The 20,280-nt window shown below is 63.5% G+C and carries 23 protein-coding genes; 15 read left to right on the top strand and 8 right to left on the bottom strand.

From position 1 onward, the window contains the following. The first annotated feature begins 71 nt into the window (after positions 1–71). Entirely contained in the window at positions 72–1,856 is a 1,785-nt protein-coding gene (locus HSRCO_RS11245) for an acetyl-CoA carboxylase biotin carboxylase subunit (protein ID WP_259517738.1), read from the top strand. A 51-nt stretch (positions 1,857–1,907) separates the two neighbouring features. Then, positions 1,908–2,846, top strand: a complete 939-nt coding sequence (locus HSRCO_RS11240) for a biotin--[acetyl-CoA-carboxylase] ligase (protein ID WP_259517737.1) — start codon at positions 1,908–1,910, stop codon at positions 2,844–2,846. 20 nt (positions 2,847–2,866) lie between these two features. Here HSRCO_RS11240 and HSRCO_RS11235 read toward each other — a convergent pair whose 3' ends face one another. From HSRCO_RS11235 to HSRCO_RS11225, 3 genes are read right to left on the bottom strand one after another with little or no spacing between them, the layout of a single operon-like run. Further along, a complete protein-coding gene (locus HSRCO_RS11235) occupies positions 2,867–3,310 on the bottom strand; it encodes a universal stress protein (RefSeq protein ID WP_259517736.1) in 444 nt (147 codons plus the stop codon). A 30-nt stretch (positions 3,311–3,340) separates the two neighbouring features. Further along, on the bottom strand, positions 3,341–4,369 hold the full coding sequence (locus HSRCO_RS11230) for an amidohydrolase family protein (RefSeq protein ID WP_259517735.1): 1,029 nt from the start codon (positions 4,367–4,369) through the stop codon (positions 3,341–3,343). Between the two features lie 25 nt (positions 4,370–4,394). Next, on the bottom strand, positions 4,395–5,639 hold the full coding sequence (locus tag HSRCO_RS11225; RefSeq protein ID WP_259517734.1) for an HD domain-containing protein: 1,245 nt from the start codon (positions 5,637–5,639) through the stop codon (positions 4,395–4,397). A gap of 76 nt (positions 5,640–5,715) precedes the next feature. Between HSRCO_RS11225 and HSRCO_RS11220 the strand changes: the two genes are divergently transcribed. The 5 genes from HSRCO_RS11220 to HSRCO_RS11200 are packed head-to-tail and all read left to right on the top strand — an operon-like array spanning position 5,716 to position 9,623. After that, positions 5,716–6,462 (top strand): hypothetical protein, encoded by a 747-nt coding sequence (locus tag HSRCO_RS11220; RefSeq protein ID WP_259517733.1) that lies wholly within the window; start codon positions 5,716–5,718, stop codon positions 6,460–6,462. 32 nt (positions 6,463–6,494) lie between these two features. Further along, the gene (cofD, locus tag HSRCO_RS11215; RefSeq protein WP_259517732.1) at positions 6,495–7,487 is read left to right on the top strand and encodes a 2-phospho-L-lactate transferase; all 993 of its coding nucleotides are present in this window, start codon (positions 6,495–6,497) and stop codon (positions 7,485–7,487) included. Continuing rightward, entirely contained in the window at positions 7,487–8,221 is a 735-nt protein-coding gene (locus tag HSRCO_RS11210) for a tRNA-dihydrouridine synthase (RefSeq protein ID WP_259517731.1), read from the top strand. The genes cofD and HSRCO_RS11210 overlap by 1 nt, the downstream gene beginning before the upstream one ends. Continuing rightward, positions 8,218–9,063, top strand: a complete 846-nt coding sequence (locus tag HSRCO_RS11205; RefSeq protein WP_259517730.1) for a triphosphoribosyl-dephospho-CoA synthase — start codon at positions 8,218–8,220, stop codon at positions 9,061–9,063. The genes HSRCO_RS11210 and HSRCO_RS11205 overlap by 4 nt, the downstream gene beginning before the upstream one ends. Then, complete coding sequence (locus HSRCO_RS11200) at positions 9,060–9,623, top strand: DUF447 domain-containing protein (RefSeq protein ID WP_259517729.1); 564 nt, start codon at positions 9,060–9,062, stop codon at positions 9,621–9,623. The genes HSRCO_RS11205 and HSRCO_RS11200 overlap by 4 nt, the downstream gene beginning before the upstream one ends. A gap of 211 nt (positions 9,624–9,834) precedes the next feature. Here the strand turns inward: HSRCO_RS11200 and HSRCO_RS11195 are convergent, their stop codons facing one another. Continuing rightward, positions 9,835–10,482 (bottom strand): helix-turn-helix domain-containing protein, encoded by a 648-nt coding sequence (locus tag HSRCO_RS11195; protein ID WP_259517728.1) that lies wholly within the window; start codon positions 10,480–10,482, stop codon positions 9,835–9,837. A 234-nt stretch (positions 10,483–10,716) separates the two neighbouring features. Between HSRCO_RS11195 and HSRCO_RS11190 the strand changes: the two genes are divergently transcribed. From HSRCO_RS11190 to HSRCO_RS11175, 4 genes are all read left to right on the top strand, one after another. Then, a complete protein-coding gene (locus tag HSRCO_RS11190; protein WP_259517727.1) occupies positions 10,717–10,911 on the top strand; it encodes a hypothetical protein in 195 nt (64 codons plus the stop codon). 81 nt (positions 10,912–10,992) lie between these two features. Continuing rightward, complete coding sequence (locus HSRCO_RS11185; protein ID WP_259517726.1) at positions 10,993–11,172, top strand: 30S ribosomal protein S17e; 180 nt, start codon at positions 10,993–10,995, stop codon at positions 11,170–11,172. 53 nt (positions 11,173–11,225) lie between these two features. Beyond that, the gene (gene asd / locus HSRCO_RS11180; protein ID WP_259517725.1) at positions 11,226–12,257 is read left to right on the top strand and encodes an aspartate-semialdehyde dehydrogenase; all 1,032 of its coding nucleotides are present in this window, start codon (positions 11,226–11,228) and stop codon (positions 12,255–12,257) included. Between the two features lie 58 nt (positions 12,258–12,315). Continuing rightward, positions 12,316–12,663, top strand: a complete 348-nt coding sequence (locus tag HSRCO_RS11175) for a DsrE family protein (protein ID WP_259517724.1) — start codon at positions 12,316–12,318, stop codon at positions 12,661–12,663. 8 nt (positions 12,664–12,671) lie between these two features. Here the strand turns inward: HSRCO_RS11175 and HSRCO_RS11170 are convergent, their stop codons facing one another. Beyond that, positions 12,672–13,631, bottom strand: coding sequence for a D-2-hydroxyacid dehydrogenase (locus HSRCO_RS11170; protein WP_259517723.1), 960 nt, complete (start codon positions 13,629–13,631; stop codon positions 12,672–12,674). Between the two features lie 132 nt (positions 13,632–13,763). On the opposite strand from HSRCO_RS11170, the gene HSRCO_RS11165 reads away from it, so the two are divergent. The 4 genes from HSRCO_RS11165 to HSRCO_RS11150 all read left to right on the top strand — a co-directional run bounded on the left by HSRCO_RS11165 (position 13,764) and on the right by HSRCO_RS11150 (position 16,391). Next, positions 13,764–14,009: a hypothetical protein gene (locus tag HSRCO_RS11165; RefSeq protein WP_259517722.1), complete on the top strand. Its 246-nt coding sequence runs from the start codon at positions 13,764–13,766 to the stop codon at positions 14,007–14,009. A gap of 750 nt (positions 14,010–14,759) precedes the next feature. Continuing rightward, positions 14,760–15,230, top strand: a complete 471-nt coding sequence (locus HSRCO_RS11160; protein ID WP_259517721.1) for a type II toxin-antitoxin system death-on-curing family toxin — start codon at positions 14,760–14,762, stop codon at positions 15,228–15,230. Positions 15,231–15,273: 43 nt separating this feature from the next. Then, entirely contained in the window at positions 15,274–15,414 is a 141-nt protein-coding gene (locus tag HSRCO_RS11155) for a hypothetical protein (protein WP_259517720.1), read from the top strand. 746 nt (positions 15,415–16,160) lie between these two features. Further along, positions 16,161–16,391 (top strand): ribbon-helix-helix domain-containing protein, encoded by a 231-nt coding sequence (locus tag HSRCO_RS11150; protein WP_310795454.1) that lies wholly within the window; start codon positions 16,161–16,163, stop codon positions 16,389–16,391. A 658-nt stretch (positions 16,392–17,049) separates the two neighbouring features. On the opposite strand, the gene HSRCO_RS11140 is transcribed toward HSRCO_RS11150, so the two are convergent. The 3 genes from HSRCO_RS11140 to HSRCO_RS11130 are packed head-to-tail and all read right to left on the bottom strand — an operon-like array spanning position 17,050 to position 20,179. Further along, complete coding sequence (locus tag HSRCO_RS11140; RefSeq protein WP_259517718.1) at positions 17,050–18,219, bottom strand: ABC transporter substrate-binding protein; 1,170 nt, start codon at positions 18,217–18,219, stop codon at positions 17,050–17,052. A gap of 5 nt (positions 18,220–18,224) precedes the next feature. Next, positions 18,225–19,034 (bottom strand): ABC transporter ATP-binding protein, encoded by an 810-nt coding sequence (locus HSRCO_RS11135; protein ID WP_259517717.1) that lies wholly within the window; start codon positions 19,032–19,034, stop codon positions 18,225–18,227. Further along, positions 19,034–20,179, bottom strand: coding sequence for an iron ABC transporter permease (locus HSRCO_RS11130; RefSeq protein WP_259517716.1), 1,146 nt, complete (start codon positions 20,177–20,179; stop codon positions 19,034–19,036). Before HSRCO_RS11130 ends, HSRCO_RS11135 begins: the two co-directional genes overlap by 1 nt. Positions 20,180–20,280: the final 101 nt, after the last annotated feature.

The raw sequence follows: 20,280 nt of genomic DNA, 5'->3' as shown, positions 1-20,280 counted from the left end.
CCGTCTCCGCCCGTGAGACCTCGTACCGAACCGACAAAGTGAGTAGGGGGGTTCCCCAAAATATTTGCAAAATGTTCGATACCGTTCTCGTCGCCAACCGAGGGGAGATCGCGGTGCGTGTCATGCGGGCCGCGACGGAACTCGGGGCGGACACGGTCGCGGTGTACAGCGAGGCGGACAAACACGGCGGCCACGTCCAGTACGCGGACGAGGCGTACAACGTCGGTCCCGCGCGGGCCGCGGACTCGTACCTCGATCAGGAGGCCATCATCGAGGCCGCCAGGCGCGCGGGCGCTGACGCCATTCACCCTGGATACGGATTCCTCGCGGAGAACGCCTCGTTCGCCGAGCGCGTCGAGGAGACCGAGGGGATCACCTGGGTCGGCCCGTCGTCGGCGTCGATGCGGGATCTCGGCGAGAAGACGAAGGCCCGCCAGATCATGTCCGCGGCCGACGTTCCGATCGTGCCAGGGACGACGGAACCGGTCAGCGAGGCCGAGGAGGTCGAGGCCTTTGCCGCAGAACACGGCTACCCCATCGCGATCAAGGCAGAGGGGGGTGGCGGCGGCCGCGGGATGAAGATCGTCGAGTCCGCCGACGGGATTGCGGACAAACTCGATTCGGCCATCCGCGAGGGCGAGGCGTACTTCGACAACCCCTCGGTGTACGTCGAGCGGTTTCTCGAAGCACCGAAGCACATCGAGGTGCAGATCATCGCCGACCAGGCTGGCAACGTCCGCCACCTCGGGGAACGGGACTGCTCGCTGCAGCGCCGCCAGCAGAAGATCATCGAGGAGGGGCCGAGTCCGGTGCTGGACGACGACCTCCGCGAGCGTATCGGAGCGGCGGCCCGCCGCGGCGTCCGCGAGGCGTCCTACGAGAACGCCGGGACGGTCGAGTTCCTCGTCGAGGACGGCGAGTTCTACTTCCTCGAGGTGAACACCCGCATCCAGGTCGAACACACCGTCACGGAGGAAATAACCGGCATCGACATCGTCAAGTGGCAACTACGGGTCGCGGCCGGCGAGGAACTGGCCTTCGAGCAGGACGACGTCGAGGTCGACGGCCACGCCTTCGAGTTCCGCATCAACGCGGAGAACGCCGCGAAGGAGTTCGCCCCCGCCAGCGGGGGCACCCTCGCGACGTACGACCCCCCGGGTGGGATCGGCGTCCGGATCGACGACGCCCTGCGGCAGGGCGACGAACTCGTGACCGATTACGACTCGATGATCGCGAAACTCGTCGTCAGCGGGGAGGACCGCGAGGAGGCCATCGCCCGCAGCAAGCGTGCGCTCGCCGAGTTCGACGTCGAGGGCATCACGACGGTCATCCCCTTCCATCGACTGATGCTCACCGACGAACGCTTCGTCGCGGGGACGCACACGACGAACTACCTCGACGAGGAGTTCGACACCGAGCGCATCCAGGCTGCTCAGGAGCGCTGGGGCCACGAGCCAGCCGAGGCCGGTGAGACGGCCGAGACGATCGAACGGGAGTTCACGGTCGAGGTCGACGGCAAACGGTTCGAGGTCGACCTCGAGGAGCGTGGCGCGGCGGAGTTCGCCGTCCAGTCGGGCGGGCAGGCGAGTCCACCGAAGCCCGCGGGTGGCGAAAACGAGGATACCGGCGTCGCGGCCGCCGACGGCGAGGTCATCACGGCGGACATGCAGGGGACCATCCTCTCGGTCGACGTCGAGGAGGGTGCGGAGGTCCAGGCAGGCGACGTGCTCTGCGTGCTCGAGGCGATGAAGATGGAAAACGACGTCGTCGCCTCCCGGGGCGGGACGGTCTCGCAGGTCCTCGTGGAACCGGACCAGTCCGTCGACATGGGCGACACCCTCCTGGTCATCGACTGACCGGGCCGTCGTGGCGAATGGTTCTTTGCCGACGGGAGGCTACCCGCTCACATGCAGGCGACCAGGCGGGCGATTCTCTCGGAACTCGCGGACGGTCCCGTCACGGGTCCCGCTCTCGCTGACCGACTGGACGTGTCCCGCGCTGCCGTCTGGAAGCACGTCGAAGCCCTCCGCGAGGACGGCTTCACGATCCGCGGTACTGAGACGGGGTACGAACTGGCGTCGATCCCGGAGTACGGCGATGCTGCGGTCGAATTCGGTCTCGATGCCCCCTTCGACGTGGAGTACCACGAGCAGGTGGACAGCACGAACGCCATCGCTCGCGAACGGGCCGCAGACGGGGCCACCGACCTCGTCGTCCTCGCCGACGAACAAACCGGTGGCCGTGGGCGCCGCGCTCGGGCCTGGGACTCGCCGAGTGGTGGCGTCTGGATGAGCATCGTCGTCACCCCCGATATCCCGCCCGCGAGGGTCCCACTACTCACCCTCGCCGGTGCCGTCGCGGTGACCGAGGCCGTCCGGGACCGCGGGGTCGACGCGGCGATCAAGTGGCCGAACGACGTGGTCGTGCCGGGCGACGGCGAGCGCGGCGGGCGGAAACTCTGTGGCATCCTGACGGAGATGGCCGGTGAGTCGGGGCAGGTCTCGTGGGTCGCTGTCGGCATCGGCCTCAACGCGAATATCGATCAGGCATCGGTGCCCCCCGACGCGACCAGCATCGCGGCGGAAGTCGGTCCGGTCGACCGTCGATCGCTCGTCCAGGATATCCTCGAGCGGTTCTCTGTCCTCTCCGAGCGGCCGTCAGAGACGCTCGACGCCTGGGTGGCGTCCACCGACACCCTCGGACAGCACGTCCGGATCGAGACCGCAACGGCGTCGTTCGAGGGGGAGGCCATCGACGTCACCGAGACCGGCGCGCTCGTCGTGCGAACCGATGGCGAAAAACGAGTCGTTCACGCTGGCGACTGTGAACACCTGCGGCCGGCCTGAGAACCTGTCCGAGTCGGCCCCTACTCCTCGTCGACACGCACCGTCAGTACGGGCACCGTCGACGACCGGACCACGCGTTCGGCGACGCTGCCGAGGAGGAGACGGTCGATTCCGCCCCGACCGTGGGTGCCCATCACCACGAGGTCGCAGTTGGACTGCTCGGCGTAGCGAACGATCTCACGGGCCGGCGATCCATCTAGCTGGACACGCTCGACGGGAACGCCACGCTCGTTCGCGGCCCCTTCGACCGCGTCGAGCGCCGCGTCGCCTTCGCGTTCGAGCATCTCGGAGACCCCCTCGACCGACGACTCCGTCGGGATGCTGGCGAAACTCGCGGTGTTGACCACGTAGAGGGCGTGTATCGTCGCGTCGTGTGCCGCTGCCAGGTCCACCGCCTCGACCACCGCCCGCTCGGTCGCGTCGGAGCCGTCGGTCGGGACGAGGATGCGGTCGTAGAGGCCCATCGACTGTGCTCTCCTACTGGGCCCCCATCCTTAACTGTTGGCAGGAAGCACGACCCGGTCCACATCGGCGACACCGGCTCGGCGGACGACCGCTCGCACCGGGTCGCGGTAGCCGACGAGGTTGTGAGAATCTCCATCGAGGACCAGGAGTCTCGCCGGGGCGCCCGGTTCGATGGCGCCGCCATCGAGACCGGCCACCGCCGCACCGTTGACGGTCGCCATCCGGAGGACCGTCTCGTCCGAGACGTCACAGCACTTCGTTGCGAACTCCATCTCGCGGAACATCGAGGGGCCGTTGAGCATGACGTTGTCCGTTCCCAGTGCGACGGTCGTGCTGTCGACCAGGTCCGCCAGTGGCGGCAACCCGACCCCCGTGACCAGGTTCGATCGCGGGCAGGCCACGATGGGAACGCCGGCGTCCGCCACGCGGTCGAGATGCAAGTCGGTAGCGTGGACCATGTGGACCAGATGGTCCGGGTTCAGGTCGAGAGCCGGATTGACGTCGGTGGCATCGCGTTCACCGGCGTGAATGCCGAACGGCTTGCCCGCCCTCCGTGTGGCGTTCCTGATGGCACTGAATTCGGCGTCACGGGCGCCGCTCGCCCCGAATCCGTCCGCGACCTCGAGGACTGCTTCGTCGTCCCGCCCGAAGGCCACGGCTTCGATGTCCAGGCCGGCGGCCGCCTCGCGGAGGGCCTCGACGCCGGCGACCCCGCCCTCGCGGAAGTCGAGGAAGGCGCCCGTTCCGGCCCGCTCCATGTACTCGAGCGAGTGGTGCATGGCCGCTATCTTCTCCGCTTCGTCCGCCGCCCGGAGGAGCTGGTGCTTGAGTCCGTCGGGCGGAGCGACGAGTTCATCCAGTGAGAGGTCACGGCCCGCCCCCTTCGCGACGGAGTCGCCGACGTGGGTGTGTGCGTTGACGAAGGCGGGGAGGACGATGTCCTCACCCGGGTCGGTCGACGTCTCCTCGACGGCGACGATGATCCCGTCCTCGACCACCACGCGACCCTGGATGGGGTCGAGGTCCGGGCCACGGAGGACGGTCCCACTGAGTTCCATACCCAACACCAGCAACCGGTACCTCTTAATCCTGCCCGAAGTCCCCCAGGGTCGCGTACCGTCCGGGCGAGTCGTTCTCGGCGATGAGCGCGCCGTCGGTCTCGAGTCCGAGGACGGCCTCGGCCGCGCGCCCGACGCGACTGGTCTCCCGTTCGGGGGCGTAGACGCCGAGTCGCCACTGCTCGCGCTGGGTCATCTGGATCGCCCGGACGAGCGTGGACTGCTCGTCGAGACGGCGAACGTCCCCGTTGACGAGGACCCTGCTCGTCGATTCCCTCATCGATGGACGGCCCTGGACGTCCACGATTACGTGCCCCGGTTCCACACCCGCACGCTCGGCGATGTCCCTCTCGTAGCCCGCGATGGTCTCTGGGTCGGCGTCGAAGAGGTCGTCGTCGAACGGGTCGCCGACGTCGCCCATCTCGGCCCAGACGGCCCGCTTGTACAGGCGCCGGTCGGCGAGCCGTCGTCCGAGATCGGCCGACCCGTCGTGTGTCCGGAGGGCGACCTGCAGTTCCGGGTCGTCCATCCGCCGGATCGTCTCGGCATCGTACTCGCCCGTCTCGATGAGCGACTCCGTCGCGCGCCGGAGCATCGCCTTCGAGATGCGGGCGACGTGATGGTTGTAGACGGTGGGGTTCATCAACGCGCGAGCGACCAGGAGGCTTTCGGCGCTCTGGACGTTGCCTTCCTCGAGGACCAGGTGCCCGTCGACGAACCGGAGCGCGCGAACCAGCCGCTGGTGATCGATAGTCCCGTACGGAACCCCCGTGTGGTGGGCATCGCGCACCAGGTAGTCCATCCGGTCGACGTCGAGTTCGCCGGCGACGAGCTGGCCGAGAAGTCCCTCCCCGTCGATCAACTCGACGACCCGGTCGGGGGCGATCTCGTGGGCGTCGAGCGCTCGTGCGACCGCCCCGGTCGTAACGATGTCGTCGACGTCGTCGTGGTAGCGACCGGTCCGGCGGTGGATGAGGTCCTCGACGTTGTGACTGAACGGCCCGTGGCCCACGTCGTGGAGGATGGCCGCGGCACGGACAGTCTCGGCGCGCCTGCCGTGGATATCCAGGTGCTCGAGAGCCAGCGCCGCCAGGTGGTAGACGCCGAGGCTGTGTTCGAACCGGGTGTGGTTCGCCGACGGGTAGACCAGCGACGCCGTGCCCAGCTGTTTCACGCGTCGCAGTCGCTGGACCGGCGGCGTGTCCATCAACGCGGCCGCCACGCCCGTGACCTCGATGTGGTCGTGGACGCTGTCCTTGACGGTGGTCATCGACAGGACATTGCCCGGCTTCCCATAAAAACCGTCGTTCGTAAGGAGTATCCCTCCGGGTCCGAACCGGTTGTGTATGCACGCACGGACACGTTCGATCGCGATCCTCGCCCTGCTCGTGGTGACCGCGGGGTGTCTGGGGGCACCCGGTGTCGGCGATTCGCCTGGCACGGGTATCGACGCCGCTCCCGACGGTGACACCATGGCGACGGCTCACCAGGACGGACTGGCAGCAGCCGGTTCGTACACCTACACGGCCGAAGCGGGCGCCACGGTCGATGGTCGGAGCGCCGGTAGCTCCACCCTCTCGGCGGCCGTCGATCTGAACGCCGATCGCACCCTGGTCGAGACGGACACCGCCCTCGGGCCGGCGACGACGTACGTCGAATCCGGCACCGCATACCAACGGGTCGGCGCCGAGGAGCCCCAGTACCGAACGCTCGACGTCAACGCGAGCGCGGGCGAGGTCGTCTCGACCGACGTCGCCCCCGTCATCGCCAACCACACGTTCGAGGCCAACGGGACCGGAACGGTGAACGGCCAGCAGGTGCGCACGTTCGAAGCCCGGGCGACTGGTTCGAACGCCACGCTTCCGACCGACCTCGGTGCGGGGATTACCGTCGAATCAGTGACGGTGGTCCTCTCGGTTCGTGAGGACGGAGTGATCGTCGAGCAGCGGACGCAGGCCGAGTTAGCGCTCGACGGCGGCGAGACCGATGGAACGTACACCAGGACGGTCACGTACACGGACGTCGGCGACACCGACGTCGCCGCGCCGGACTGGGTCGACGACGCCCGCGAGGCGGGCAGTGCCGACGCATAAGCGTTTACCCACTCCGGCACACACTGGCCAGCATGACCGTCTTTCTCGCCGGCGGCACCGGGACGCCGAAACTCCTCTCCGGTGCCGAGGACGTCATCGCCCCCGCGGACACGACGGTCGTCGGGAACACCGGCGACGACGTCGAACTCGGCGGCCTGTTCGTCTGCCCGGACATCGACACCGTCCTCTACGAACGGGCCGAGGAACTCGATCGCGACCGCTGGTGGGGTATCGCCGACGATCCGACGACCACCCACGACGAGATCGTCCGCCTCTCGGCTGCGGTCGATATCCCCGCCACGCCGCGCTACCTCCCCGACGACCGCCAGACCGACGGTCGCGACATCGCCCGCTGGCGGCGCTTCTCCGCGGCCGGGGAGTTCATGCACATCGGCGACCGCGACCGTGCCGTCCACCTGTTGCGCACCAGTCTCCTCGACGAGGGCCGGACGCTCACCGAGGTGACCCGCACCCTCGCCGACGCCTTCGGCCTCCTGGTCGAGGTGGTGCCGATGAGCGACGATCCGGTGGCGACCATCGTCCACACCGCAGCGGGTCCGATGCACTTCCAGGAGTTCTGGGTGGCCCGCGGCGGCGAGCCGGCCATCGAATCGGTCGAGTTCCGGGGCAGCGAGGCCGCCCAGGCCACGGCGACCGTTCTCGAGGCGATCCGGGAGGGACCGGTCGTCGTCGGCCCCTCGAACCCGGTGACGAGTATCGGCCCGATGCTCGCCCTCGACGGGATCGAGGCCGCGCTCCACGAGACCAGCGTCGTCGCGGTCTCGCCCTTCGTCGAGGACAAGGTCTTCTCGGGCCCCGCTAGGGACCTGATGGAAGCTGTCGGGTACGAACCGAGCACTGCCGGCGTCGCCGACGCGTATCCCTTCGCCGACGCCTTCGTCCTCGACGATGCGGACGGAACGGACCTCGACCGGCCGGTCGTCAGGACGGACACGACGATGGACGACCGGGCTGCTGCCGAGCGGGTCGCTCGCGCGGTCGGGACCGCACTGGAGGGGATTTGATGTTCGAGCCCCGTCTCGCGCTGGCGAGCCTGAGCGGCGAATCGGACGCCCAGTGGGCCAGGGCCGGCGTCCCGTACGCCGGTGGGGCGTTCCTCGGCGGGCTGTCGCTCGACGAACCGACGCGCGAGGCCGCAGAGACGATGGTCGCCGACCGGGACCGCGATGAGTTCCTGCCGGCGGCCCCCCTCGAGTTCATGCGCGAGCAACTCGACGCGCTCGTCGACGTACCGATTCGACCGGGATTCAACGTCCGGGCCGTCGGGCCGGGTGCGATTCGGCCTGCCGCCCGGATCTGCGCCGAGCGGGGTGCCATCCTGGAGATCAATGCGCACTGTCGCCAGGAGGAGATGTGTGCGGCTGGTGCCGGTGAGACGCTCCTCGGGCACCCGGAACGACTGGCGGCGCAGGTCGACGCGGCCGCCGACGAAGGGGCGACGGTGAGCGCCAAGGTCCGTGCGGAGGTTCCCGACGTCGACCTCCCCGCTCTCGCCGCTCGGCTCGAGGCGGCCGGTCTCGACGCTATCCACGTCGATGCCATGGACTCCGAGGCCGTCATCGCGGAGGTCGTCGACGCCACAGACGCGTTCGTCATCGCGAACAACGGGGTTCGTGACGAGCGGACGACGCGCGAGTATCTCGCCTACGGCGCGGATGCGGTCAGCGTCGGTCGGCCGAGCGACGACCCCGCCGTGCTCGAACGCGTCAGCGGGACGGTGCGGGAGTGGTTCGCGTGAGCCCGCGGACGCCGGCACAGAATGCCGAACTGGCGCTTCTGCTCGAGGTCGCCGGCACGCCGAAGCCGGGGAACGTCGACCGACATCGCGACTTCGAGGACCTCCGGTTCGAGCACTTCCTGGCGGGGGCGGTCGGTGCCAGGCCGGGGCTGGCGGCCGCTGCGGCGGGCGACCCGGTGGGGGACGCATTCGAACGCGCGGTGGCGGGGATGGCCGAACAGGAGGGCGGCAACACCCAGTTCGGCGCCCTCCTCTTGCTCGTGCCGCTCGTCGCGGCGACCGATGGGGCCGGGCCGCCGACCCGCGCGGCCGTCTCCCGGGTGTGCTCGGAAACGACCGTCGCGGACGCCGCAGCCTTCTACCGGGCCTTCGACCACGTGGACGTGTTCGTCGGTGATCCGCCACCCGACGCGCCGGAGCTCGATGTCCGACGGGGGAGTGACGCGGTCCCGGACGTCGAAGCTCGCGAGGAAACGCTCGAAGCGATCATGGAGCGTTCCGCTCCTGGAGACGGGGTGGCACGAGAGTGGGTGCGTGGATTCGACAGGACGTTCGAGACCGCCGACCGTCTGCTGGCGGCCGATGGACATATCCTGGATCGGACTGCGGATGCGTTTCTCGAACTGCTCTCGGAGGAACCGGACACGCTCGTCGCGACGCAACACGGAGACGCTGTCGCCCGTGACGTCTCGGAGCAGGCGGCGGACCTGCTCGACGCGTCGCGCGCAGACGTGGAAGCCTTCGCCGACGACCTTGTCGAGCGTGGCGTGAACCCGGGAACGACCGCCGACGTCACCGCGGCCGGTCTGTACGTGGCTCTCCAGGGGGGTCTGTCCGTATGACGGACTGGCCCGTCGACTTCGACGGCATCGCGGAGACGGTGACGCTCACTCCCGACCCCGACGACCGGTGGAACGTCGCGGCACTCGGTGTACGCGCCGGGGACCCGGCGACCGCTCGCACCTGGGGGGAGACGATCACCCGACAGAACTTCGAGCGAACGGGGACTGGCGTCGTCACGTTCGTCGAGGACCCCGTCCTCTTCGTGGAAGCGGCGTTGACCGAGCGGAAGGCCGAGGGACGCGATATCGACGGTGTGGCGGCGTGGGTCGAGGTTTCCGTCGACGAGCGTGAACGGGGTACCTCTGGCGGGACGACCTGGGTCGACTGGGCGCTGGCCCCAATCGATGGGGAAGTCGTCCGTCGCTCAGTGCCGGTGACGAATCGCGGGTTCAATGCCGTCGTCGAGATGACCGTGGCCGCCTCGCGACTCGGCGTGCCGGTCTACGATGCGGAAACTCTCAGAACGCGACTCGCGTACTTCGAGGAGGTCGTGGCGACCTGCGGAGGCGAACGCGAAGAGCAGGCACTCGAGAAACTTCGCGACGTCGCCGACTGGTAGGTCGATCGAGTGAACCGAGCCGTTTTCGGCGAGAGAACGCGCTTCGAGGTAAGTGGGTCACCACTCGCCTCTCCCCCCACCCTCCCCGTCTCTTTGCTTCTCGGTCGTGTCAGGGGCTCAGGTCGTGGAGCAGGAACTGCTCCATCGGTATATACTCACACTATTATATAATGGTTGTACATGCCGGCAGTCGTCGCCGGATACCGGCCCCTCACCGCTCCGAGAGAAGGAGCGTGTTCTCGACCAGGTTGATGATGGCGCGACGGAGGCGTTCGGTCATCGCCTGATCGGAGATGTCGAATTCTGCCGCCAGTTCCTGCGTCGATATCTCTCTCGGAATAGAATAGTATCCGGCCTCGACGGCCCGCGAGAGCGCCGTGCGCTGCATGGTGGTGAGTCCATACCACGGGCCAGCGTCCGGGTCGGTCGGATTGTACAATCCCAAGACCTCGATGGCAATTCCATGATCGATGCAGTAATCTTGGAACGTCGAGAGCGCGTCGTGGGAGGGGAACCTGAGTTCGAATCGCCAGTTTCGTTCGATTCCCCTCGCCTCCAGGATCGTGGCCTTGGTCGCCATGATCCCCCCGAAGAAGGCGTCGTCCGAGGCGTCCCAGTCCAGCGCGTAGATCGTCTCTTCACCGTTCGCACTCACAACCTGGATGTCCGACACTGTCCGATGCTCGCTAACAGCGCTCTCGAAGGACTCGCGTGCGCCCTGGACGCGGAAGAACGGGACCGATCGCCCGCCGAGTGGGACCAGGGTCTCCAGCACGATGTTCGTGTCCCCCTCCATCGTGAGGATCCGTCCCAGTTCGAACTCGTGGGACGGGATGGAGAGTTCGACGATGACATTCATATCCCTGTTGAGAAGACAAAGACGGTTAAACCCTCCCGGGTCGGCCGCTCGCCGTTGCATGGTGTATCATGCTAATCGGCACAACTTTCTGTAGTGGGGTCGACGGTGTTGATAGAACGACGCGTCCGCGCGGGAAAAATCCCCTCCGAGCGGACGACCCGACGTGCCACTTCCGAGCGGACGACACGGCCTGCCGCTGGAGGGTGATCGGGTAGACACGCCACATCGATCCCCATGAGCCACGATACATCCGACCCACTCGACGACACGATAGAGAGCGTCGCGGAATTCGAGGCGGCGCTCCACCAGTTACTGATACTCGCAGACCAGAACGACGTCGACCCAGTCGGCGCGTGGGAGTATCGCAACGGCCAGTCGGTGCCGGACTGGGAGGTCGTGGTGTCGGAACTGGCGAAGCAGGACGACTAGCGGTGACTGTGGGCTTCACTCTCCTGGGAGTTGCATAGACGGAACGAATGGTTTTAACCCGAGCAGGGCAAACTCGCCCGCATGGCCATCAAGCCCGACTACGTCAAGAAGACGGGGACCATCCTTATGGACCGATACCCCGACGCGTTCCAGGCGGACGACTTCGAGCACAACAAGGAGAGCGTGACCGAACTCACCAACATCGAATCCAAGTCGGTCCGTAACCGCATCGCCGGCTACGTCACCCGCAAGCTCAACTGACAATTCCTTCCCGCAACCGAAGGCCTTACTCCCTCTACCGCCCAGGGTCGAGTATGATTCGCGTAGGCATACTCGGTGCTACCGGTGCAGTCGGCCAGCGATTCGTCCAGCTCCTCGACGGACATCCGGCGTTCGAACTGGCGGCGGTTACCGCCAGCGAAGACAGTGCCGGGTCGTCGTACCGCGACGCGGCGAAGTGGCGGGTCAGCACCCCTATTCCGGACGACGTCGCGGAGATGACCGTGACGTCCACGGACCCCGACGAGGTCCCCGACGACGTCGACCTCCTCTTCTCATCGTTGCCCTCCGGCGCGGCCGAGGTCGTCGAACCCGAGTTCCTCGAAGCCGGCTACGTGGTGTCCTCGAACTCCTCGAACGCGCGCCTCGACGACGACGTTCCCCTCGTCATCCCTGAGATCAATCCGGACCATCTCGACCTCATCGAGGTCCAGCGCGACAACCGCGGCTGGGATGGCGCGCTCATCAAGAACCCGAACTGTTCGACTATCACGATGGTACCGGCACTGGCCGCCCTCGACCAGTTCGGCCTCGAACGTGTCCACGTCTCCACCCTGCAGGCGGTCTCCGGTGCGGGCTACTCCGGCGTGACCTCGATGGAGATCATCGACAACGCCATCCCCCACATCGGTGGCGAGGAGGAGAAGATGGAGACGGAGTCCCGGAAGCTCCTCGGCAGCGTGGGCGAGGACGGCGTGGACTGGCACGACGCGAGCGTCTCGGCGTCGTGTAATCGCATCGCGACCATCGACGGCCACCTGGAGAACGTCTTCGTCGAGACCGAGGCCGACCCGACCATCGACGAGGTGGCCGAAGCGTTTCGGGCGGCACCGTCCCAGGACCTGCCGTCCGCCCCTGACCCGCTCATTCACGTCTTCGAGGATCCCGACCGGCCCCAGCCCCGGCTGGACCGGATGGTCGGCGACGGGATGGCCATCGCCGTCGGCGGCATCCAGACGACCGATTCCGGCATCCAGTTCAACGTCCTCTCACACAACACCATCCGCGGTGCGGCCGGGGCGAGTGTCTTGAACGGCGAACTGCTGGCGGACCGCGGCTGGCTCTGAACCCCGGATCGCAGTAATCATCCACAACTTTTTTACTGGTAATCACGTCCAGAACGCTATGACAGAACAATCCGAACTCGTCGTCCTCTGGACGAGCGGCGACAAGGAGGTCGCCGAGAACATGGTGTTCATGTACACGCTCAACTCGGCGGTGAACGACTGGTGGGAGGACGTCAGACTCCTCGTCTGGGGGGCTTCCACCGGGCTGTTGCGCGACGATCGAGACCTGCAGTACTGGATCGACCAGCTTCACGACGCCGGCGTCCACGTCGAGGCGTGCAAGTCATGTGCGGAGAACTACGGCGCTGTCGAGGCGCTCGAGGACCTCGATATCGAGGTCTACTACATCGGTGAGACGCTAACGACGTACTTCAAGGACGACGACCGCTACGTGATGACGGTCTAACCCGCCACTCAGACGACCTGGTTCTCGAGTTCGTCGTACGAGCCCGTCTCCTCGATCCGTTCCAGATTGCGCGTCAGGATGTCGGCCAGCCGATCGAAGTACTTCGGGGTGTGGCCCGCGTTGTGAGGCGTGATGAGCACGTTGTCGAATCCCCAGAGTTCGTGGTTTTCGGGCAGGGGCTCGGGGTCGGTCACGTCCAGGGCCGCCCCACGGATGCCGTTCGACTGGATGGCGTCGACGAGGGCATCCGTGTCGACGATGGGTCCACGCCCGACGTTGACCAGCACCGAGTCAGCGGGCATCGTTCGGAAGGCGTTCGCATCGACCAGCCCCTCGGTGAGATCGGTGAGGGGGGCAGCCAGGACCACGTAGTCGCTTCGGCTGAAGGCGGCATGGACGTCGTCCTCGTCGTAACTCAAGACCTCGTCGGTCGGTCCGCCCTTTTGCGGCGAGTGACGGATGCCCAGGGTCTCGACGTCGAAGGGCTCCAGGCGATCCGCGATCGTCTGTCCGATGGCCCCGAGGCCGACGATGGAGACTGTACTGCCCTGGAACTCGCGACCGGGGTACGAGCGCCATTCCCGGCGTTCTTTCTGTCGCCACGCGAGGTGGAACTTCCGCGTGAACGAAAGGATGGCTCCGAGTACCCATTCGGCCATGTTCGGGCCGTGGACGCCGGAGGCGTTCGTCACGCGCACGCCGTGGTCTTCGAGTGCGTCCATCGGCAGGTGGTCGGTGCCCGCGAACGCGCAGGCGAACAGTTGCAGGTTCTCGGCCTCCTCCAGCACGTCGGGATCGATCTGGTACCCGGCGGCGACCGGTACCTCCTTCAGGAGTTCGCGCTCCTCTCGGGGCGTGGTGGCAACGGCGATCTCGTACGTCGGCAGCCGTTCTCGGAGGATGGCCGCGTAGTCCATGGCGTCCTGTCCGTGAATCTTCTGCCGCAAGACGGCGATATCTGGGCTCATGGACTGGAGTACCAGCACCACTCCCTTGAGTGCACCTCTCTCGAGACGGACTGCGAGGCCACGGTTTGCGGGGTCATCACCGTTGTCGCCGGTTCGCCAAGGGTTTTTGCCCGGGGACGGATAGAGCGGGATATGTGTGAATCGGGGACGCTGTCCTGTACGGGCAAACTCGCGAGAGTCGTCCTCGACAACCGTGGCCCGCTGTCCCCGAGCGAGATCGCCGCCGAGGCGAACATCAGCGTTCCGGAGGCGAGAAAGGCGGTCGAGGAACTCGAGACGACCGGATTCGCGAAACCGGTCTGTGGTCTCTGTGCCAGCCAGGAGGAGGTCTATACGCTGACCGAGACCGGCGAGGCCTTCGAGGACGAGTCCGAGTGACGGGCCGTCACCCTTAATCACGCTGCACTGCTATTCCGACCTGCGTACCGCAGTCCCCGCCAGAGCACGTCCACGAGGACGCGATGATTCGCGGAGAACCCCGGTACGCGACAGACTGGGGCTTTGCCCCCGCCCGGCACGAGGGTTTCCCGGCCGACACGGCACGCCGCCAGGGATGAGGCCGGTCGTTAGTGTTCCGGGCGTACACTTCGACCTTTTACGCTGCGCGCTGGCGAAGCCAGCGCTCGGTAAAAGCTCGGCCATCGCCAGAACGCCCAGCGTTCTGGCTGTTCAGCCAGAAATCGACGATTTCTGGCGACAAAAGCCCGTCACGACCCCCTTCGGGAGTCGCTCGGGCCAGCGCGCAAAGCGCGCTGTGAACCGGCGACCGTCCCGCGAACGAAGTGAGCGGGACTCAGCGAGGGCTCTGCTCTCGCGCGATTCCGGGCTCTCCGAGCCGTCCTCAGAACGGCGCCGCCGTTCTGATGTCGAGGCGAATCGAAGATTCGCCGACCATTGGAGAGCGTTGCTCTCCAAGAGGCTGCACAAGAGCTCCGCTCTTGTGAACGCTCGGTCGCCGGATGCTCGTCCCTGATTTTTGTCCCACCCAGATTTTATATCGGACGTGTTATCGAGAGAACATTCCTTCGACAGTGTTCTGTTGTCGATAGATCTGAGGTGAGGTAACCCCAGACCCTCGTTCATTCACAGAGAGAAAACGATAGGGTACTTGGTTGTGAACTCCCGATAATGACCGACCCGCTTTGGTATCCGTCGGTCGAAGACGTCCTCGATATCCACGAGGACATCGTCTCGGAGTATCCAGACACCAGCTCAGGGGTCCAGAATCGCGGAGATATCGAATTCGCACTGGAGTACGTCAGTGAGGGAAGTTTCGGGTCGGTTCCAGAGACGATTCACGAGAAGACGTTCCATCTGCTTCGGCTCCTCGTCGCCAACCACCCATTCGTGGACGGCAACAAGCGTACTGCACTCAACACGACGTCGGTGTTCTATCTGCTCAATGGGTATCGATTCGAATATGACGACGAGATTAGAAAGATACTGAAACGGCTTGGGACGGACGAGACTACAGTCGATGAGGGTCACGTGCTTGACTATCTCCGAACGCATACGACGGAGGTTAATTTGGACGAAGTGGTCGAACAGTGGCGCGGCGATCTCGTCGAGTTCGGATTCGATCAACTGTCCGACGAGTGATCGGACCCGAACGATTAACCGGTCTCGTGGTCAAGAGAGAAATATGGCGACGGAAGAGAAGACTGGGGAACGAACGGCGCTCGACGACGTGATGGACGACATTCGTCGAGAGCTCGTATTACGTGTCGCCAAAGTAGATCGAGACGAACACCGCGAAATATTCGACGCGCTCGAACACGAATAACGATCTCAGAGTTCTCTGCTTTCGATTCGTAAGGACGAGCGTTTCACTTCCATCGAGCCTACTAGTAGAATCTCCCCCGGTAGTGTTCCGGGCGTACACAACGACCTTTTGCAGCGCTCGCTCCGCTCGCTTGCAAAAGCTCGGCCAAAAGGCCGGCCAAAAGCCGTCCTCGCTCCCGTTAGTCGCTCGTCGGCCTCGCGCTCACGTACGTTCGCGCGAGTGAATCGGCGTCTTTGCGAGCGATAGCGAGCAAAGGCTCGGGAGACGACCAAAGGGAAGTCTCCCGGCGACCGTCCCGCGAACGAAGTGAGCGCGACTCAGTGAGAGCTTCGCCCTCACGCGATACCGAGTCCTTCGAGCCGTCCTCAGAACGGCGCCGCCGTTCTGATGTCGAGGCGAATCGAAGATTCGCCGACCATTGGAGAGCGTTGCTCTCCAAGAGGCTGCACGAGAGCTCTGCTCTCGTGAACGCTCGGTCGCCGAACACTGGGTCGTGATACCTTCACAGAACCTACTAGTAGAAACTCACTCTTTAGCATCGGAACCCATCGCTCGACAACCTCGTCGCGGTTGACTAACTCTGCTTCGCCGTCGCGTGTGTGTGCGTTCGCTCGCGGATACCACTGAAAACCGAAGAACTCGGCGACCATCGTCCGTCGGTTCGACCGAAGGCACTCACGTGATACAAGCGTATCACATAATATGAGCATTGACAGTGACGCCGGCGGTGACGGAGAGATGGATAAATTAACGTCCGAGTACCGACGTCGCTGCTGTCACAAATTGACGAGGTCTGGGAGGAACGGGGCTACGCGAACAAGTCCGAGTTCATTCGAGACGCCCTTCGAGACGCCGTCAATCCCCCCCACGCAACTCTCCGAGGAAGCGCTGGAGCATCTGGCCGAGAGCCGCGAACAGCGAGAGCAGGGCGAGACGGTGTCGCAGGACGATGTGAAGGATCGGCTGGGCATCGATGACTGAGGTCGAGTGGACGCCGAAAGCCCTCGATTTGCTGGACGGACTCGAATCAACCGCACAGAAGCGACTGGTGAAAAGCTCGACGAGGCGAGAGACTGGACCTCACATCGTCTCGAAAAGCTCACTGGGTATCCGTACTACAAGCTTCGTGCCGGCGACTACCGCGCAATCATCACGTGGGATCGTGCGGACGACGTCCACGTTGTCGAAGCGGTCGGTCACCGGCGGAATATCTACAACCGCCACCTCCCTCCCTGATCACCCACGACTGAAGTTGGAAGTTTTTCTAATCGAATCACGGTGACGGCACAAGGTAGATCCGCTGTATCATTCCCGTCGATTTTGTCAGAAGTCGGGCAGTTGATGTGGGTGCTGCTGAATACATCGCGCGAATTCAGCATGATGGTTTGCCTCAATTGACGAAGATACCAACAGAGTCGAGAGACACCGGCTTTCGATGAATGTAGAGGCCTCCTTGACAGTCATTTACTTTGGAGATAAAAGAGGCTTAAGTCGTTCGCACACTGCACCATGTCGGTTTCGACACCCTTGGTTGCTGATTTCGATTTAGCAACGACAGAAGGGGCAGTTTCTTAATGGAGTCAAATGAGCCTGCAATGGGTTCAGTCCATACAGTTCAAATCCCGATTATAACGCTTAGAAATTACCCTTCACGGCGTCTGCGACCGCTTTCCGGTCGAACAGTTCCTCCGAGCCAGTGAAGGTATCCGGGTAGAGCTGTTTCGCCAGGATTTCGATCTGGAAGAGGTTCATAATCGGACCCTGATCGACGAATCCTCCCCGATAGACACGATCGTTTTGCACGGCCGAGAGCTGACGGCCGACCGAGTGCTTTTCCATCGGAGCGATCCGTTCTTCTTCGAACTCTTCGCGGGTGAAATCTCGGAGGTTGTTGTGGTAGAAGATGGTGTCAGGATCGACTTCGAGGAGGAGTTCGTAATCGATATCGCCACGGTAGCCGACATCGAATCCCTCGAAGGCGTTCGGGACTTCGAGATCGCGGTACTGCTTGTTCTCGTATCCGACCGCAGTTGGATCGCCGGCTCTGAAAGCACTGCTCTTACCGTCCCAAAGGAGGGCCGCATTCGGGGTCTCCTTCGGCGTTGCTGAGTCTATGGTTTCGACGAGATCCGAATGTATTCGCTCGAATTCCCCATATTTCTCCTCGGCCTGGAATACCTTCGCGATCTTCTCGAACACTTCGTACAGGGTCATGAGATACTCCGAGTTGTAACCCCGGTCGCGCCGCGCGTGGCTCCCGAAGAACGCCGAGATGTTCTGTTCTAACTCCGTGACATCACTCTCATTCCAGTCGAAGTGGTGCTGAGCGAAGACGGGGTCAATGAGATGTATGTCCGCGTCCATCTCGTAGAAAACCTCCTTGTCCACTGAATCCCCGCCACCTCTGAGATCGAGAATATCGGAGGTATCAATGGAGACGTCCGGCAGTTCACTGTAAAACAGTTCGTTTGCAGACGTCGCGTGACGACCTGGCCGATTCATGCCGAGCAATCCATCTAATTCACCCAGTGCGACCCCGATGTCGGCATACCCGGCGTGCCACGTGACCCAGGTTTCGGGAACGGCGTCGAATTGCTTGCATCCCGCCGGCTCCATACAGACTTCGTAAGTCTGTGTCTCTGTCGTGGGCTGGGTGGTTGTGGAGGGCGACTCTGTCGACGTCGTAGTCTGTGGATCCTCGCTTTTGGAGCTAAGGCAGCCTGCAACCCCTATTGTCGCTGCTGTCGATCCGATTGCTTTGAGGGCTGTCCGCCGATCTATCGTGGTGATATCGTCTTCTGTCATTGGTGTTACCGTGGTGATTTCGCGTGAACGAGCGGTCCGTCGGATATCGGGTCAGTCGTGATAGTGGCCTCGATCTCGAAGACGGTTGCAAGCAGCTCTTCGGACAGGAGTTGTGCGGGGCGCCCCGAGTCGTATATCTCGCCATCGGTGAGGGCAATCATGTAGTCGGCATGGCGAGCTGCCTGATTGATGTCGTGAAGAACGATCACGATGGTTACGTCGCGTGTCTCGTTCAATCGTGCGACGACATCCATGACTTTGAGCTGATGGTGAAGATCAAGGAAGGTCGTCGGCTCGTCGAGCAACAGGATATCGGTATCCTGGGCCAAGATCATCGTGATCCAAGCCAGCTGTTTTTGACCGCCGCTCAGACTGTCGAGTGTTCGATCGCGCAGATCCTCAATGCCAGTCAGTGAGATCGCGCGCTCGACCTTCTTGACGTCCGTCTCTGTAACCCCCTCGAAGAAGCCCCGATGCGGGTATCGACCGTAATATACGAGGTCACGTACTTCAAGCTGTCCAGGTGACGTGTTCTCTTGAGAGAGTAACCCGAGCTTCCGTGCCCGCTCTTTCGAGGAGAAGTCACCGAGTAGCTGACCATCTAGGAGGACTCTTCCATCTCGGGGATGAAGTTGTCGAGCGAGTCCTTTAAGAAGCGTACTCTTGCCGCTCCCATTCGGACCCACGATTGCCGTTATATTTCCTGCAGGAATTCTCACTGTCTCACCGTCGATGATGGCCTCGTTTTCGGCATAGCCCAACACCAGGTTCTCACCGTGAAGTTTATGCCCGTGCTCTGAATCAGCGTTCATCATTAGATTTCACCGAGCTTTCGCTTCTTCCGCATGAGATAGAGGAAGTAGATGCCGCCGACAATTCCGGTAATGATGCCGACTGGGAGCTGAACCGGGTTCAACAGTAGTCGAGCAATCACGTCTGCGACCATCATCAGTGCCGGGCCGACGAAGATCGCGGCGACGAGGAGCCGCTTGTGATCGTTACCGACGATTGTACGGGCAATGTGGGGGACGATCAAACCGACAAATCCGATGATACCACCGACGGCGACACTGGCACTGGCTGCGATGATGGCAATAACAGAGAGCGCGAACCGAGTGATTTCGACGTTCATTCCCAGGGAGGAGGCCGTCTCTTCGCCCAGTAGGAGGATGTTGAGTTGTCGGGATCCGACAAGCGCCAGTATGACCGAGAGAAGCGTCCAGGGCGCGGCCATCTGTACCTGCCCCCAGTCAGTTCCTGTTATTGACCCAGTCAGCCACGCGAGCGCATTCTGGATGACGCCAACTTGGTCGGTGAAGAAGAACATCGCATTAGACACTGAACCGAGTATCGCACTGACGATTACCCCCGCCAGAACGAGTCTAACCGGGTTCGTTCCCCCATTCCAGGCGATAAGGTACACGACGAGGAATGCGAGGCCACCACCAATCGATGCCGAGATTGGGAGCCAATCGGCGAGCGTCGGGAAGAAGACCAGTGTGAGCAGTATAGCGACGCCTGCCCCGTTGTTGACGCCCAAAACGAAGGGACTGGCCATTTCGTTCCTGGTTACCGCCTGGAAAATCGCACCGGAGACGGCTAAATTCATCCCAACAAGGACTGCCAAGATAATTCGCGGTAAGCGAATATTCCATACGACGAGTTCAGCGTTTGATTCGATGAACGTCGGGAATTCCAACACCGCGGTATCGACCGGGACCCTTCCCGTTACTACACCGGTGGCCGCCGTTTGAATGGGATGGAATAAGGACTCCCAGGATTCGAGAATGGTCATCGAATACGCACCGAACGAGACCTGAATCAGCCCGAACACGACCACTACGACTGTGCAAACACTCGCAACACTGACAAGTTTCGTATCAACCCAGGCAAATAGGCCAGGTGATTGAAACGAAAACGACCCCGGGCCGTCCTCCGACTGGTCTCGTTGTGTCTGCACAGATATAACGACATTCTAGCCCTTAGTTAAAGATTTTGAACCGTCGTCACTGAATACGAGACAGAGTAGCGAGATCCAGCTGGGGGATCGGGTTTTGATAC

The sequence above is a fragment of the Halanaeroarchaeum sp. HSR-CO genome (assembly GCF_024972755.1).
Taxonomy (GTDB): Archaea; Halobacteriota; Halobacteria; order Halobacteriales; family Halobacteriaceae; genus Halanaeroarchaeum.
Note: the sequence above shows the minus strand (reverse complement) of the source record. Positions and strands in the feature narration are given on the sequence as shown.